The 14,495-nt window shown below is 61.6% G+C and carries 13 protein-coding genes; 12 read left to right on the plus strand and 1 reads right to left on the minus strand.

Translation table 11 applies throughout. The features are described from left to right. From waaC to P5706_RS02165, 6 genes are read left to right on the plus strand one after another with little or no spacing between them, the layout of a single operon-like run. The gene (gene waaC / locus P5706_RS02140) at positions 1–1,062 is read left to right on the plus strand and encodes a lipopolysaccharide heptosyltransferase I (protein WP_285678456.1); all 1,062 of its coding nucleotides are present in this window, start codon (positions 1–3) and stop codon (positions 1,060–1,062) included. After that, positions 1,062–2,186 (plus strand): glycosyltransferase family 4 protein, encoded by a 1,125-nt coding sequence (locus P5706_RS02145; RefSeq protein ID WP_285678457.1) that lies wholly within the window; start codon positions 1,062–1,064, stop codon positions 2,184–2,186. The genes waaC and P5706_RS02145 overlap by 1 nt, the downstream gene beginning before the upstream one ends. Continuing rightward, positions 2,183–2,989 (plus strand): lipopolysaccharide core heptose(I) kinase RfaP, encoded by an 807-nt coding sequence (rfaP, locus tag P5706_RS02150; RefSeq protein WP_200431748.1) that lies wholly within the window; start codon positions 2,183–2,185, stop codon positions 2,987–2,989. The genes P5706_RS02145 and rfaP overlap by 4 nt, the downstream gene beginning before the upstream one ends. Then, positions 2,989–3,723, plus strand: coding sequence for a lipopolysaccharide kinase InaA family protein (locus P5706_RS02155; protein ID WP_138817155.1), 735 nt, complete (start codon positions 2,989–2,991; stop codon positions 3,721–3,723). Before rfaP ends, P5706_RS02155 begins: the two co-directional genes overlap by 1 nt. Next, a complete protein-coding gene (locus P5706_RS02160; protein WP_200431750.1) occupies positions 3,720–4,472 on the plus strand; it encodes a lipopolysaccharide kinase InaA family protein in 753 nt (250 codons plus the stop codon). The genes P5706_RS02155 and P5706_RS02160 overlap by 4 nt, the downstream gene beginning before the upstream one ends. Next, positions 4,472–5,911, plus strand: a complete 1,440-nt coding sequence (locus P5706_RS02165) for a lipopolysaccharide kinase InaA family protein (RefSeq protein WP_285678458.1) — start codon at positions 4,472–4,474, stop codon at positions 5,909–5,911. Before P5706_RS02160 ends, P5706_RS02165 begins: the two co-directional genes overlap by 1 nt. Before the next feature lie 198 nt (positions 5,912–6,109). Here the strand turns inward: P5706_RS02165 and P5706_RS02170 are convergent, their stop codons facing one another. Next, the gene (locus P5706_RS02170; protein ID WP_285678459.1) at positions 6,110–8,191 is read right to left on the minus strand and encodes a TonB-dependent receptor family protein; all 2,082 of its coding nucleotides are present in this window, start codon (positions 8,189–8,191) and stop codon (positions 6,110–6,112) included. A gap of 172 nt (positions 8,192–8,363) precedes the next feature. On the opposite strand from P5706_RS02170, the gene P5706_RS02175 reads away from it, so the two are divergent. The 6 genes from P5706_RS02175 (at position 8,364) to P5706_RS02200 (ending at position 14,443) form a co-directional block, all read left to right on the plus strand. After that, positions 8,364–8,696, plus strand: a complete 333-nt coding sequence (locus tag P5706_RS02175) for a YceK/YidQ family lipoprotein (protein ID WP_285682638.1) — start codon at positions 8,364–8,366, stop codon at positions 8,694–8,696. Between the two features lie 69 nt (positions 8,697–8,765). After that, entirely contained in the window at positions 8,766–9,122 is a 357-nt protein-coding gene (locus P5706_RS02180) for a YceK/YidQ family lipoprotein (protein ID WP_200431753.1), read from the plus strand. Between the two features lie 141 nt (positions 9,123–9,263). After that, positions 9,264–11,021: a carbamoyltransferase family protein gene (locus P5706_RS02185; RefSeq protein WP_017138507.1), complete on the plus strand. Its 1,758-nt coding sequence runs from the start codon at positions 9,264–9,266 to the stop codon at positions 11,019–11,021. Next, positions 11,005–12,135 (plus strand): glycosyltransferase, encoded by a 1,131-nt coding sequence (locus tag P5706_RS02190; RefSeq protein ID WP_285678460.1) that lies wholly within the window; start codon positions 11,005–11,007, stop codon positions 12,133–12,135. Before P5706_RS02185 ends, P5706_RS02190 begins: the two co-directional genes overlap by 17 nt. Next, positions 12,135–13,031 (plus strand): antimicrobial resistance protein Mig-14, encoded by an 897-nt coding sequence (locus P5706_RS02195; protein WP_285678461.1) that lies wholly within the window; start codon positions 12,135–12,137, stop codon positions 13,029–13,031. The genes P5706_RS02190 and P5706_RS02195 overlap by 1 nt, the downstream gene beginning before the upstream one ends. Further along, entirely contained in the window at positions 13,028–14,443 is a 1,416-nt protein-coding gene (locus P5706_RS02200) for a PIG-L family deacetylase (protein WP_285678462.1), read from the plus strand. Before P5706_RS02195 ends, P5706_RS02200 begins: the two co-directional genes overlap by 4 nt. Positions 14,444–14,495: the final 52 nt, after the last annotated feature.

Genomic DNA, 14,495 nt, shown 5'->3' on the forward strand with positions numbered 1-14,495 from the left:
TTGCGCGTATTGGTAGTCAAGACCTCATCCCTGGGCGATGTGATCCACGCGTTGCCGGCACTGACCGACGCGGCGCGGGCGATCCCTGGCATCCGCTTTGACTGGGTGGTGGAAGAAGGCTTTGCCGAGATTCCCACCTGGCACCCGGCCGTGGACAAAGTGATCCCGGTGGCGATTCGTCGCTGGCGCAAAAACATATGGCAAACCATCAAGAGCGGTGAATGGCGGCGCTTCAAGCAGAGCGTGCAGTCGACCAAATACGATTTGGTGATCGATGCCCAAGGGCTGTTCAAAAGCGCCTGGCTGACGCGTTATGTACGCGCACCGGTGGCTGGCTTTGATAAAGATTCTGCCCGTGAGCCAATGGCTGCGCGTTTCTACTCGCGCCGCCTGGCCGTGGCCCGTGGGCAGCATGCGGTAGAACGCTTGCGCCAGCTGTTCGCCGTAGCGCTGGGTTATGACTTGCCCAAAGGCCTGGGCGACTACGGCCTCAGCGTCGACAAGTTGCTCGGCCTGCCGCCGAAAAAACCCTTCGTACTGCTGCTGCACGGCACCACCTGGGACACCAAGCACTGGCCCGAAGCCTACTGGCGTGAGTTGGCCGAGCGCATGGGCCGCTTGGGCGTGGACGTGAAATTGCCATGGGGCAATGCCGCCGAAAAAGCCCGCGCCGAGCGTTTGGCCCAAGGCCTGCAAAATGCCGAAGTGCTGCCCAAGCTCAACCTGGCCGGCGTCGCCCGTGTGCTGGCCGGTGCCCGCGCCTGTGTGGCGGTGGACACGGGCCTGGGGCATTTGGCCGCCGCGTTGGACGTGCCGACCATCTCCCTGTTCGGTCCCACCAACCCGGGCCTCACCGGCGCCTATGGCAAGGGCCAGATTCACTTGGCCAGCGACTTCCCGTGCGCGCCGTGCCTGCAAAAAACCTGTACCTATCAACCGACGGCCGACGACCTGCGTCGGTTCGACATCAAGCGCGAGTCGCCCCTGTGCTTCACGCGCTTGAACCCTGAGCGTGTGGCAAGCCGACTGAGCACGTTGTTATTGGCTGAGGAGCTGCACTGATGCAACTGGCTTTTGTTTTGTATAAATATTTCCCCTTCGGTGGCCTGCAGCGCGACTTCATGCGCATCGCCCTGGAGTGCCAGCAGCGCGGCCATACGATTCGGGTCTACACGCTGATCTGGGAAGGCGACATTCCACCCGGCTTTGAAGTGCTGGTGGCGCCGGTCAAGGCGTTCTTCAACCATCGGCGCAACGAAAAGCTGTTGGCCTGGATGGAAGCCGACCTGGCCAAGCGCCCGGTGGACCGCTTGATCGGCTTTAACAAAATGCCCGGCCTGGACGTGTACTACGCCGCCGACGGCTGCTTTGAAGACAAGGCGCAAAACCTGCGTCACTCGCTGTACAAAAGCTTTGGCCGTTACAAGCACTTTGCCGAGTACGAACGTGCGGTGTTCGCCAAAGACGCCAAGACCGAAGTGTTGATGATTTCCGAAGTGCAGCAGCCGCTGTTCATCAAGCATTACGACACGCCGCTGGAGCGCTTCCACCTGCTGCCGCCGGGCATTGCCCAGGACCGTCGCGCGCCGCCGAATGCGGCTGAAATTCGCGCAGGTTTCCGCAAGGAGTTCAACCTGCGCGACGACGAGTTGCTGCTGGTGCAAATCGGTTCCGGCTTCAAGACCAAGGGCGTCGACCGCAGCCTCAAGGCCGTGGCCGCGCTACCGGCCGAGCTTAAAAAACGCACGCGCCTGTTTGTAATCGGCCAGGACGACCCCAAAGTATTCCAATTGCAGAGCGCCACATTGGGGCTGGGCGATAACGTGCAGTTCCTCAAGGGCCGCAGCGATATCCCGCGTTTCCTGCTGGGCGCCGACCTGTTGATTCACCCGGCGTACAACGAAAATACCGGTACCGTGTTGCTCGAAGCCCTGGTGGCCGGGTTGCCGGTGCTGGTCTCGGCGGTGTGTGGGTATGCCCACTACATTGCCGAAGCCGACAGCGGGTTGGTGCTGGATGAGCCGTTTGAACAAGCGCAGCTCAACCAGTACCTCACGCACATGCTTACCGACACTGCACAGCGCGCGGCCTGGGGCCGCAATGGGTTGGCCTTCGCCGAGACGGCCGACCTCTACAGCATGCCGCAGCACGCGGCAGATGTGATTCTGGCGGAGCCGAAACGATGAAGTTGATTCTTGCCGAACCGTTCAAGACGTTATGGGCTGGGCGTGATGCCTTCGCCGAAGTCGAGAAACTGCAAGGCCAGGTATTTCGTGAACTGGCGGCGCGTCGCACCTTGCGTACCGAGGTGGAGGGCCGTCCGTATTTCGTGAAAATCCACCGTGGCATCGGTTGGGGCGAGATCTTCAAGAACCTGATCACCGCCAAGTTGCCGGTGCTCGGTGCCGGCCTGGAGTGGTCGGCCATCCACCGTTTGCAGGAACTCGGCGTGCCGACCATGACCGGCGTGGCCTTCGGTGAAAAAGGCAGCAACCCGGCGGACCAGCATTCGTTCATCATCACCGAAGAACTGGCCCCGACCATCAGCCTGGAAGACCTGACCGTAAACTGGGTGGCCGAGCCGCCGGCGCCGGCATTGCGCCATGCGCTCACTGCCGAACTGGCGCGCATGGTCGGCGACATGCACCGTGGCGGCGTCAATCACCGTGACTGCTACCTGTGCCACTTCCTGCTGGACACTGCCCAGCCGATCGATGCGCGCACCATCAAGCTCTCGGTGATCGACCTGCACCGTGCCCAATTGCGTGCCCATCTGCCGCTGCGCTGGCGCGACAAGGACTTGTCCGCGCTGTACTACTCGGCGCTGGACATCGGCCTGACTCAGCGCGACAAATTGCGTTTCCTAAAAGGCTACTTCCGCCAGCCGCTGCGCCAGATCCTGGCCGAGCAGTCGGCGTCCCTGAGCCTGTTGCAGCGCAAGGCCGACAAGCTGTATGCGCGCAAGCAACGCTTGGGGGATGCGATCTGATGGCGGGTTGGAACCTGGAACCTGCTTACGCCGCTTTGGCGGATGATTTTGGCAGCCTGGAGGCGGTGTTTGCCTTGCAGGGTGAGCGGCTGACGCGCGACCCCTTGTCGGAAGTGATTCGGGTGGAGCGTGGCGGGGTCAATTACTACGTCAAACGCTACGTCGGTGCCGGCAAGGGCCTGCGCCGTTACCTGGGCAAACCTCGGGTAAAATCCGAATGGCAGAACCTCAAGCGCTTCGCCAAGTGGGGGATTCCTACCGCCGATGTGGTGGCCTGGGGCCTGGAGCGCAAGGGTCTGGCCTATGCGCGTGGGGCGATGATTACCCGCGAGCTGCCCAAGACCGAAGACCTGTCGGTGCTGGCCGATCGTAACGATCCGTGCTTGAAAGACCCTCAGTGGGTCAACGTGATCAGCCGCCAGCTCGCCGAATACACGCGCACGATGCACGAGCACCGTTTTACCCATAACGACTTGAAGTGGCGCAACCTGCTGGTTGACGATAACCGCACGCTGTACCTGATCGATTGCCCCAACGGCGATTTCTGGCGCGGTTTCTGGCTCAAGTACCGTATTACCAAGGACCTGGCCTGCCTGGATAAAGTCGCCAAGTATCACTTGTCGGCCACCCAGCGCCTGCGCTTCTACATGCAATACCGCCAACGCACGCACCTGACGGCTTCGGACAAACAACGAATCCGCCACGTAGTGAAGTTTTTCGAGGGGCGCGAATGACTGATTTCCTGGCGGCCGATGATCGCGCATTGCTTGCGCGCCACGGCCTGGCTGACTTCGATGCCCTGTGGGCCAGGCAACTGGACGCGGTGGATGAACCCAATACCAGCGACGGCGGCTGGAGCAGCGTGTTTCGCCTGGAGCTTGAAGGCCAGGGTTACTACCTCAAGCGCCAGAGCAACTACCTGACGCGCACGCTGAGCAAGCCGTTTGGCGAGCCGACGTTTGCCCGCGAGTTCCGCAATATCAGCCGCTACCAGAAGCTGGGCATTCCGGCGTTGCAGGCGGCGTTTTTCGGTGAGCGCAAGGTTGAAGGCGAGCGCCGCGCGATGTTGCTGACCCGGGCCCTGGATGGCTGGAATGACTTGGATTCATTGCTCGAGCAATGGCCGCAACTGAGTGACGCCCAGCACCGTGCGATCCTGTTGGCCTGTGGTCAGCTGGCGCGCCACCTGCACAGCGTGGGTCAGGTGCATGGCTGTTTTTACCCCAAGCATATTTTTCTGCAACCGCTCGGAGAGGGTTATGCCGCGCAGTTGATCGACCTGGAGAAAACCCGCCCGCTGTTGTTCGGCCGGCGTGATCGGGTCAAGGATCTGGAGCCATTGCTGCGCCGTGCGCCGCAGTGGTCGGATGCGCAAGTGCGGCAACTGCTGGCGGCGTATCTGGATCAGCCTGAAGACAGCGCGCTGGTGGGCACCTGGTTCGAGCGCCTGACGGCCCGGCGCAGCCATAAGGAGAAGCGCTGATGCGCTTGTCCGAACTGAAAAAAGCCGGCCGCACGCCTGAGCTGCCGCTGACCCTCGAGTTGGCCGACGCCGCTGGCACAGGCCAGCTGCAACTGCTCAACCTGTTGCGCGTGTTGCCGGGCGAGCGCTACGTGGGCGCCGCCGTCTGGCGCGGCCGCCCGGTGTTGGCCAAATTGCTGGTGGGCAGCAAGGCCGCGCGGCTTTTTCAGCGCGAACTCAGCGGCGTGCGCCTGCTGGCCGAACAAGGCCTGACCACGCCACAGTTGCTGGCCGATGGTTTGCAGGAAGGCGAGGGCGGCTGGCTGCTGTTTGACTTTATCGAAGGCGCCGAAAGCCTTGCCGATGCCTGGCAGGCGGTCGAAGGTTTGCCCCCATTGGCGGATGAACAAACCGCTGTGCTCGCCGAGGCGTTGGGCGCGATTGCGCAGATGCACGCCAAAGGCTTGTGGCAGGAAGACCTGCACTTGGACAACCTGCTGCGCCAGGACGGTAAGCTGTACCTGATCGACGGCGCCGGGATTCGTGTTGAGGAGGCGGGCAAGCCGCTGTCGCGTAACCGAGTGCTGGAAAACCTTGGCGTGTTCTTCGCCCAGTTGCCGAAAAACCTCGAGCCGTTCACCGAAGAATTGCTGGTGTACTACCTGCTGAGCAACGGCGAACATGCCTTGCCCCTGCAATCCCTGGAAAAACAGATACGCAAGGTCAGCGCCTGGCGCTTGAAAGACTTTTTGAACAAGGTCGGCCGTGAATGCACGCTGTTCAGCGTGGTGCGTGGCGCCTTTGCCTTGCGTGCGATTCGTCGTGAGGAAGAGGCGGCGATGCTGCCGGTGTTGGAGCAGGCCGACGCGCTGCTCGACCAAGGCCATTTGTATAAAACCGGTGGTGCGGCCACGGTTGCCAAGGTCGAAGCGGGCGGTCGGCCGCTGGTGATCAAGCGCTATAACATCAAGGGGTTTGCCCATTGGCTCAAGCGCTTCTGGCGCCCCAGCCGGGCCTGGCATTCGTGGCGCGAGGGCAACCGCCTGGCGTTCCTCGGCATCGCCACGCCCAAGCCGCTGGCCGTACTGGAAAAGCGCTTTTTGTGGCTGCGCAGCCGGGCTTACCTGGTGACTGAATACCTGCCGGGGCCGGACATCATCGAGCGGTTCGCGCCGTATGTTGAGCAGGGCGATGCGCCCGAGAATGAACTGCTGGCCCTGGACCACTTGTTCGCCGAGCTGATTCGCGAGCGCATCAGCCATGGTGATTTCAAGGGCCATAACCTGTTCTGGGCCGAGGATCGCTGGGCGTTGATCGACCTGGACGCGATGTGTCAGCACGGCTCGGCCGCAAGCTTCGCGCCGGCGTTCGCCAAGGACCGCGCGCGGTTTATGCGTAACTGGCCTGAGAGCAGTGCGCTGTACCAACTGATCGATGCGCGTTTGCCCAAACAGATTTAACCCAAAGTCTGTGGCCGGTTGGCTGTTGTGGCGAGCAGGCTTGCCCTGCGTTGGGCTGCGCAGCGGCCCCAGTAAAGGCACTGCGATTTCTCCTGAAAACACTCAGTGCCTGGTTTTAGGGCTGCTGCGCAGCCCAACGCAGGGCAAGCCTGCTCGCCACAGGGGATATGAGCACCTTCAAAAGTAGAGTGGCGATACTCAGAACTGGTATTCAGCCCCGGCCCCCGCATACCAGGACCTTCCCGGCGCCGCTTCGTAGTAGCGGAAGTTGCCGTCCCCAACAATCACCGAACCGACATACTGGCGATCCAGTAAGTTATCCAGGCGCACCGTCTGGTGAAAGGTCCAGTGCTCCACCTTCTGTTCGAAGCGTGCCCGCCAGTTGAACACGCTGTAGCCCGGTGCGGCGCGTTGCTGGTTGCTGTCTTCGACGTAGACCTTGCTGCGGTACAGGCCTTCAAGGGCGGTGCTGACCCAGTCGCGGGGCTTCCAGTTCAGCTCGGCGAAGAGCGTGGTTTGCGGTACGCCGGGCAGGTAGTTGCCTTTGTCCACAGGCTTGCCGCCGCCCATGAAATCGCTGTCATAGGTGGCTTGCAGGCGGGTATAGGCGACGTTGGTGCTCCATTGTTCCGAGAGCTGGCTTTCGATGCCCAGTTCGAAGCCTCGACGCAAGGTGCGGCCGGCGTTCTGGTAGGTAGTGCGGCCGTCCTTGGATGACAGCACCACCAGTTCGTCGTCAGTGGTGATTTGAAACAGGGCCGCGTTGACCCGCGTGTCCTGGCCTATCTTTGCCTTCAAGCCGACTTCAAATTGTTTGCTGACTGACGGCTTCAAGGCGAAGTTGAAGCCATTTGAAGTGGTCGAATACGCCGACTCGGCCTGGGTCGGGGTTTCGAAGCCTTTGCCCGCGCTCACATAGCCATGCAGGTCCGGCGTGAAGGCGTACATCACGCTGACCGAAGGGGTGTTCTTCTGGTAGGTCTTGCTGCCGCTGTCGTTACCGTCACTGGTGAAGTGGTCGTCCACCTCCATCTTCATGCTGCTGTGGCGCAGGCCGGCCTGCAGCGTCCAGTCACCCAGCAGCCAGTTGGCTTGCACGAACGGGTCGAGGCTGGTGGCGGTGTCGATTTCGTCGCGACCCAGAGCGCCTTTGACGCCGTGCACGCCATCCAGGGTGTTGGAATACCCTTGGCGGTCATCCTGGCTGCGGTCGTAGTCGAGGCCGGTGATCAGGGTCAGGTCGCCTGGGGCGCTGGTGATAGGTTGCAGCCAGTGGACCGAGCCGCCGTAGAATTTGCGGTCGAAGTCCACCACCCCGCCGCGCTTGTCAGAGGGCGTGCCGCCCGGAATCGACAGGTACTGAATCACGCTCCTGCGCCCGGTGTACGCATTCACCTGCAGCGTCGCATCGCCGATGTAGCGCTCGTAATTCAGGCCCAACTGCTGATGATCGATGCTTTTGCGCGTGTTGTACTGCAATGCCGCCGGCGCGACCGAGCGCGGATCGGCTTTGTAGGCTTCCCAGGTTTGCCCCAGCGGATCCTGCGTGCCGTTCTGCTCCAGGCTGCTATAGATCAGCGCCAACTTGCTGTCGTCATCCGGCTGCACGTTGAGCTTGGCAAAGGTCTGGTCACGCCTTGCGCTGCTGTGGTCGCGATAGCCATCGGTGTCCATGCGCGAGGCGTCGAGCACAAAACCTGCGCCGTTTGCCGCGCCTTCGGCGGTAAGGTGGTTTTTGCTCATGCCATCGCTGCCCACCAGGGTTTCAGCGCCAACGCGCGGTGGGCCTTCGCCGTCGCGGGAAAACATCTGGATCACGCCGCCGGCGTTGCTGCCATACAAGGTGGCGGCCGGGCCGCGCAGCACTTCAATGCGCTCGGCGGTGTCGAGGTTGAAGGTGGCCGCCTGGCCTTGGCCATCCGGGGTGCTGGCCGGGATGCCGTCGGCGATCAACTTGAGGCCGCGCACGCCAAACGCCGAGCGCGCACCGAAGCCGCGCGAGGAAATCTGCAGGTCCTGAGCATAGTTCTGGCGGTTTTGTACCACCAGGCCAGGTACGCGAGACAGGGCTTCGGAGGCGTTGATGCCGAGCTGGCCGTCACTGATTTGCGCATGACTGATGCTGTCGACTGAATAGGGCAAGTCGAATGTCGGGCTGGCGCTGCGGGAGCCGGTGACCACGCTGGGGTCGAGGACCAGTGGGGCGTCATCGGCCAGGGCGGCATTGCTCAGGGCGAGCAGGCCGGGCAGCAACAAGGTCATGCGGGTGAAGGTTTTCATGGTCAGCCGGGATCTGTGGCGCATAGAAGGTAAGCGCGCAAAAGGGTGCGAGTTTAGTGAAATGCTGAGGTTTTACCATTTCGGATTTTTCGTACGTGGTTTGGCGACGTGCTTGGGTGGGGAATCCGATAGCGCGGTGATAGCGTGGCTCATCGTTTGCGAGGGCAGGGCTATGGCAGTAAAAATCACGGCTGCGCTGGGCATTGCCGTACTGATATTGAACGGTTGTGGAACCGTTAACAGCGTTGTCCGCAAGGACGGCGATACCGCCCGTGAACTCAGGCTGATAAAAACGTATTGCCAATCCATACCCCGCGTCTACAGCGGTGTGGCCTTTGACTTTTGTGCGCTGCACGCGGCGCCGGACCCCACTGGGGTACTGATACCCGTGGTGCTGCTAGACTTTGCGGTTTCCGGCGTAGCTGATACTGTGATTTTGCCCTATACGATTTATCGGCAAGCGGCCGATGGCAATATCAGTATCTATTGGCGCCCCGGCAGCTAGTGAACGGGGGTTGGTATACGAGGGTCGGCCGTGGCCGCGTTTCGCCGTTCAAGACAAAAGGAGCAGTCTGTGAATCGTGGTTATAAAGCCCTGCTGGTGCTAACGCTCGTGTCGATTACCGGCTGCGGAACGATCAATACCGTATTCCGCCCGGACGCCGTGGCCAGCAAGAGCCTCAAGGATTCGCGCAGCCACTGTGGCAGTGTGCCGCGTATCTACAGCGGTCTGATGTACGGGTTTTGTTATTTGAACAGCGAGCCCAAACCCGAAAAGAGTGTAGAGGACCCAACCTTTGGGCAGCGCGAAAGCAGTATCTTCCCCATCATTGCCATCGAGGCGCTCGCCTCGGGCTTGGCGGACACGCTGGTGTTGCCTTACACCGTCTACCGCCAAAGCCAAGACGGCAGCATCGAGATCTACCAGTAAACCGCTTGCCGGTTGCCGCTAACAGCTTCCCACTGCTTTTAAGTTATAATCCCGCCCTTTAGCTGTTTCTCGCTCAGGCGGGAGGCACACTTTTTTCAGGCGCAACCCGCCTGCATGCAGACTAAAAGAGGCTAGACCCCAGTGGCATTGACGATTCTTGGCCTGTCCGGCGCCCTTAGCCATGATCCTTCCGCAGCCCTGTATATCGACGGCAAGCTGATCGCGGCCGCCGAAGAAGAGCGCTTCGTACGCGACAAACATGCAAAGAACCGCATGCCCTACGAATCGGCGAAGTTCTGCCTGGAACAAGCCGGCATCAAGCCTTCCGACGTTGACGTGGTGGCGATTCCGTTCGCCCCGATCAGCCTGTTCGGCGAGGCGCGCTGGCACTACGCCAAGCGTTACTGGTACGCCCCGGACCGCGCCCTCGACGCGATCCTGATGGGCAACCGTCGCTACAAGCGCTACCGCAACAAGATCGTCTGGTGCCTGGAGCAACTGGGTTTTGATCCGAAGAAAATCAAGATCGAACCGGTTGAACACCACCTGGCCCACGCCTCCAGCGCTTACCACTGCTCGGGTTTCCAGGAAAAAACCGCGATCCTGGGCATCGACGGCAAAGGTGAGTACGCCACCACGTTCTTCGGCTACGGCGAAAACGGCAAGATCCACAAGATCAAGGAATTCTACGATCCGGACTCCCTGGGCGGCCTGTACGGCGCTATCACCGAGTTCCTCGGTTTCGAGATGCTCGACGGCGAGTTCAAGGTCATGGGCATGGCGCCGTATGGCGACGCCAGCAAATACGATTTCTCGCGCCTGGCTTCGTTTGAAAACGGCGAGTTGGTGATCAACACCGACTACGCCAACGTCATCGGCCTGCGTCGTTATAAAGAGAAGGGCAAGGGTTTCTACTTCTCGCCAAAACTGATCGAGTGGCTGGGTCCCAAGCGCGAAGGCGACATCGCCGACGAGCCGTACATCCACTACGCGGCCAGCATGCAGGCGCTGTTCGAGAAGCTGGCCTTGCAGATGATCGACCACTACCTGGGCGACATCCTCAAAGACACCGGCAAGCTGGCGTTCGCCGGTGGTTGCGCGCTGAACGTCAAGCTGAACCAGAAGATCATTGCCCGCGATGACGTTAAAGAGCTGTTCGTGCAGCCGGCGTCCGGCGATGCCGGCACCGCGGTTGGCGCGGCGGCCTATGTGTCCCACGCCCGTGGTGTGCCGGTGGAGAAGATGGAACACGTCTATCTCGGCCCGTCCTACAGCAATGAAGACGTAATTGCCGCGTGCGCCAAGCACGAAAGCAAGCCGGTGTGGCGCAAGATCGAAAACATGCCCAAGCGCATCGCCAAGATCATGGTCGACGGCAACCCGGTGGCCTGGTTCCAGGGCCGCATGGAGTTCGGCCCGCGTGCGTTGGGCGGTCGTTCGATCATCGGTTGCCCAAGCGCTACCGGCGTGGCCGACCGCATCAACCACCAGATCAAGTTCCGCGAGCGCTGGAGGCCTTTCTGCCCGTCGATGCTCGACACCGTGGCCCCACAGATGATCAAGGTCGATCACCCGGCGCCATTCATGACCTTCACCTTTGAAGTGTCCGAAGAGTGGAAAACCCGGGTACCGGAAGTGGTCCATGAAGATGGCACCTCCCGCGCCCAGGTGCTCAAGCGCGAATACAACCCGCGTTACTACGACATGATGAAAGAGCTGGAAGTATTGACCGGCAACGGCGTGTCGCTGAACACCTCGCTCAACCGCCGTGGCGAAGCGATGATCTGCTCGCCAACCGATGCGCTGAACATGTTCTTCGGCTCCGACCTGCAGTACCTGATCATGGAAGACATCCTGGTCGTCAAAGACGGCGTGGACCCTTATGACTCGGTCGGCTGAACGCCACGTCCTGCAGTTCTGTCACGGCTATGACGGGCCGTTCCTGGACTGCGCGCGGCAGTACGCCAGCCTGTTCGCAGGCACAGGCTACAAGGTGACCACGGTGTTCCTCACCGGGGTCGCCGACCCCGATGTCGCCGCCGGTTGCGCCTCTGATGAAGTGCTGTTCATGGAGTTCAGCTCCAAGGCCATTCGTGGTCTCAAGCTGGGCGCCATCCGTGAACTGCGCAAAATCGCCGCGTCGCGCAACTTCAGCTTGTGCATTGCCCACCGCTTCAAGCCGATCTACATCGCCTTGCTCGGTACGCGCCTGCCAGTGATCGGCGTGCATCACGCCTTTGGTGATTATCAGCGCCGCAGCCGCAAGCTGTTTGCCTCGATTTTCAGCAAGCGCCTGAGCCTGCTCGGTGTCTCTGACGCGGTGCGCGACGATATGCGCCGCTGCCTGCCGGCCTGGCCGTCGGCACGTATCCAGACCCTGTATAACCGCATCGATGTCCAGGCCATGCAAGCGTTGCAGGTGCCGGCCGATGAGGCGCGCGATGCCTTGGGGCTGTCGCCGGATGAGTGGGTGGTCGGCAACGTCGGCCGCCTGCACCCGGACAAGGACCAAGCCACCTTGCTCAAAGGCTTTGCCTTGGCCTTGCCGCATTTACCGGCGCAGAGCCGGTTGGCGATCCTCGGCACCGGCCGCCTGGAGAAAGACCTCAAGTCGCTGGCGCGCGAACTGGGCATTGCCGAGCACGTACTGTTCCTCGGCCAGGTGCCGGATGCGCGCCGGTATTTCCGTGCGTTCGACGTCTTTGCCCTGAGTTCCGACCATGAGCCGTTCGGCATGGTGCTGCTGGAGGCCATGGCCGCCGGCGTGCCGCTGCTCGCCACGTCGTGTGGCGGCGCGCGGGAAGTGGTTGAAGGCGTGGGCATCCTGTTTCCGTTTGGCGATGCCGAACACTTGGGGCAGGGCCTTCGGCACTTGGCTGCGATGGATCGTCAGCAGCACCAGCAGTGCGCCGAGATGATGCTTGAGCGCCTGCACCAGCGGTTTTCGGATCAGGCCGTGCGCGAGACTTTCTGGCAGTTGCCTGCTGTCACCGAACTGACCGCGAGGGCTTGATGCTCAATCGATTCCAAGGCTTTCGCGAGCGCGGTTGGTCGGTCGTTGACGCGCCGACCTACAGCGACGCCTGGCAGCGTTTTGGCGGCAGTGTCGCCACCCATCCGCAGGTGGTCGAGCGTCTGGCCGGGCTGGCCGAAATTCCAGTGCGCTATCTGGCCTGGGAGCAGGGCGGCGAGCTTAAAGCGTGCATTGCGACCTGGGGCCGCGACCTGGCGTTGTCCAAGGATGTGCTCAAGCGCAACGGCAAAAAAGGCTTGTTCGACCTCGGCAACGCCGAGTTGATCCTGCCTGCCGCCGTCGATGCCCAGGCGCCGTTGCGCCATCGCGCGCGTTATCTGTCGGGCCTGAATGAGGGCCGTTTTACCGGTATCAAGCTTCAGGCCGAACAACTGGCCATGGCGCGTACCCCCGAAGAATTGTCGAAAAAGTTTCGCTATAACCAGCGCCGCGAATTGCGCCTGCTGGAAGAGGCGGGCGGCGTAGTGCGGCCGGTACAGGACTTCACCAGTGCCGAGCTGGCGGCGATCTACTGCGACCTGTTCCAGCGCCGCTGGGGCTTTGCCGCCACCGGTGCCGCGCACATGGCGCAAGTGATCGAGCTGTTGCGTGAGTGGCTGATCGGTCCGGTGATTTTTCTTAACGATGCGCCGATTGCTGTGCAATTGGTGTATCGCGTTGAAGCGCCGCAGTGGATCAGCGTCGAATACATCAATGGCGGCGTAGACCCCGAAACCCGTGCCTTCAGCCCCGGCAGCGTGCTGAGCTTCCTCAATACGCAACGTGCCTGGGAACAGGCGCGGGAAGTCGGCAAACCCTTGCGCTTTTCGTTCGGCCGCGCGGACCGCGAATACAAGGACCGTTGGTGCAACCCCGTGCCGGTGTTTACGGTATGAGTGCCTCGACAAGTCGCAAGCAGGCGCTGCTCAAGCGCCACCGCCGCAATAAGCGCATCGGGCTGCTGGTCAGCCTGCTGGTACTGATTGCAGTGGGTGTACTGGTGGCCTGGTGGTTGCCGCTGCTGTTGGCGGTGCTGGCCTGGGTGGCCCATGAAGCCTGGTTTGCCGACCATCTGTTTTACTCGCCCAAGGACGACTACCAGTATCAATTTGCCGCCGATACCGAACAGCCCAAGGTAACTTTGGAAGCGGGCCGGCTGGTGCTGGACCAGGCGCTGGAGCTGGCGGGTGATGAGACGTTGATCCTCGCGCTACGGCTTAAGAGCAACCTGTTGGGGCGTTTTATCGACCCGTATGTCGCATTGCCGGGCGACGACCGCCAAGTGTTCGAACGCGGCGTCAACGGCCTGCGTTACCTCAACCTTTCCGGTCAGGCGCAAGCCTTGCTGGCGGGGCAGTTGCTGTTGCGTGGCCGGTTTTGCCGGGTACAGGGTGAGCCTGTGCTGTCGGTGTTCCGCCAGCCGGATGTGCGTCAGCAGCGGGTGATGGTGATTGCACCGCATGCCGACGATGCCGAACTGGCCGCCTTTGGCCTGTACAGCCAGGCGGCACAGCCCTGGATCGTGACGCTGACCGCCGGTGAGATCGAAGCCGAGCACTATCAGCACATGGGCCTGGGCAAGCCAGAAGCGGCACGCCTCAAGGGCCGGCTGCGTGCCTGGGACAGTATTGCGGTGCCGCGCTGGGCTGGCGTGCCGCAGGAGCATTGCGTTCAGCTCGGGTATTTTTGCCTGCAGTTGGCGGCGATGAAGTCCGAGCCTGCGCGTGCCATTGCGTCGCGGGAAGCCGAGTTGAGCGATATCCGCCTGTTTCGCCAATTCAACCCGTTCCCGCTGCCCGCCGATGCCGATGGCCAGCCGACCTGGAACAACCTGCTGGCGGACCTGCGTGCCGTGCTGTTGATGGCGCGTCCTGAGGTCATTGTGCTGCCGCATCCGGTGATCGATCCGCACCCTGACCATATCTGCGCTCAGCAAGCCGTATTGGAAGCCTTGCAGGGCCTGGAATGGCAGCCGACCACCTTGCTCGGCTACGCCAACCACCTGCATGACAACGACCGCTGGCCGATGGGGGATTCGGGCAATAGTGTCGCTTTGCCGCCATGCTTCGATTCTACTTACATTTTGCAACCATATTGTCTGCCGGTATCGGAGGAGCGGCAGTGTGAAAAGGCCATGTCGCTGGGCATGATGCATGACTTGCAGCCGCGGATGCCGTTCAAGCGCCGGGTGCGGCGGGTCATACAGCGTCTGCTGGCGGGCAGGGCCGTCTCGCCGTGGGGTGAGAACGAGTTTTTCCGCAAGGCCATTCGGCGCCATGAACTCTTTTGGTTCATCAAGCACAAGTAACGTTAAGCAACGTGGTGGCGCGCAGCGCGCCCCAGTACAAAATGACAGTGAG

It is taken from the genome of Pseudomonas sp. ChxA, from assembly GCF_030263855.1.
GTDB classification, from domain to species: Bacteria; Pseudomonadota; Gammaproteobacteria; order Pseudomonadales; family Pseudomonadaceae; genus Aquipseudomonas; species Aquipseudomonas fluorescens_CB.

Bases quoted from the DNA above. Each gene is read 5' to 3' on its own strand.
- P5706_RS02145 (WP_285678457.1), top strand. From the start codon at position 1,062: ATGCAACTGGCTTTTGTTTTGTATAAATATTTCCCCTTCGGTGGCCTG.
- rfaP (WP_200431748.1), top strand. From the start codon at position 2,183: ATGAAGTTGATTCTTGCCGAACCGTTCAAGACGTTATGGGCTGGGCGT.
- P5706_RS02155 (WP_138817155.1), top strand. From the start codon at position 2,989: ATGGCGGGTTGGAACCTGGAACCTGCTTACGCCGCTTTGGCGGATGAT.
- P5706_RS02160 (WP_200431750.1), top strand. From the start codon at position 3,720: ATGACTGATTTCCTGGCGGCCGATGATCGCGCATTGCTTGCGCGCCAC.
- P5706_RS02165 (WP_285678458.1), top strand. From the start codon at position 4,472: ATGCGCTTGTCCGAACTGAAAAAAGCCGGCCGCACGCCTGAGCTGCCG.
- P5706_RS02170 (WP_285678459.1), bottom strand. From the start codon at position 8,191: ATGAAAACCTTCACCCGCATGACCTTGTTGCTGCCCGGCCTGCTCGCC.
- P5706_RS02175 (WP_285682638.1), top strand. From the start codon at position 8,364: ATGGCAGTAAAAATCACGGCTGCGCTGGGCATTGCCGTACTGATATTG.
- P5706_RS02190 (WP_285678460.1), top strand. From the start codon at position 11,005: ATGACTCGGTCGGCTGAACGCCACGTCCTGCAGTTCTGTCACGGCTAT.
- P5706_RS02195 (WP_285678461.1), top strand. From the start codon at position 12,135: ATGCTCAATCGATTCCAAGGCTTTCGCGAGCGCGGTTGGTCGGTCGTT.
- P5706_RS02200 (WP_285678462.1), top strand. From the start codon at position 13,028: ATGAGTGCCTCGACAAGTCGCAAGCAGGCGCTGCTCAAGCGCCACCGC.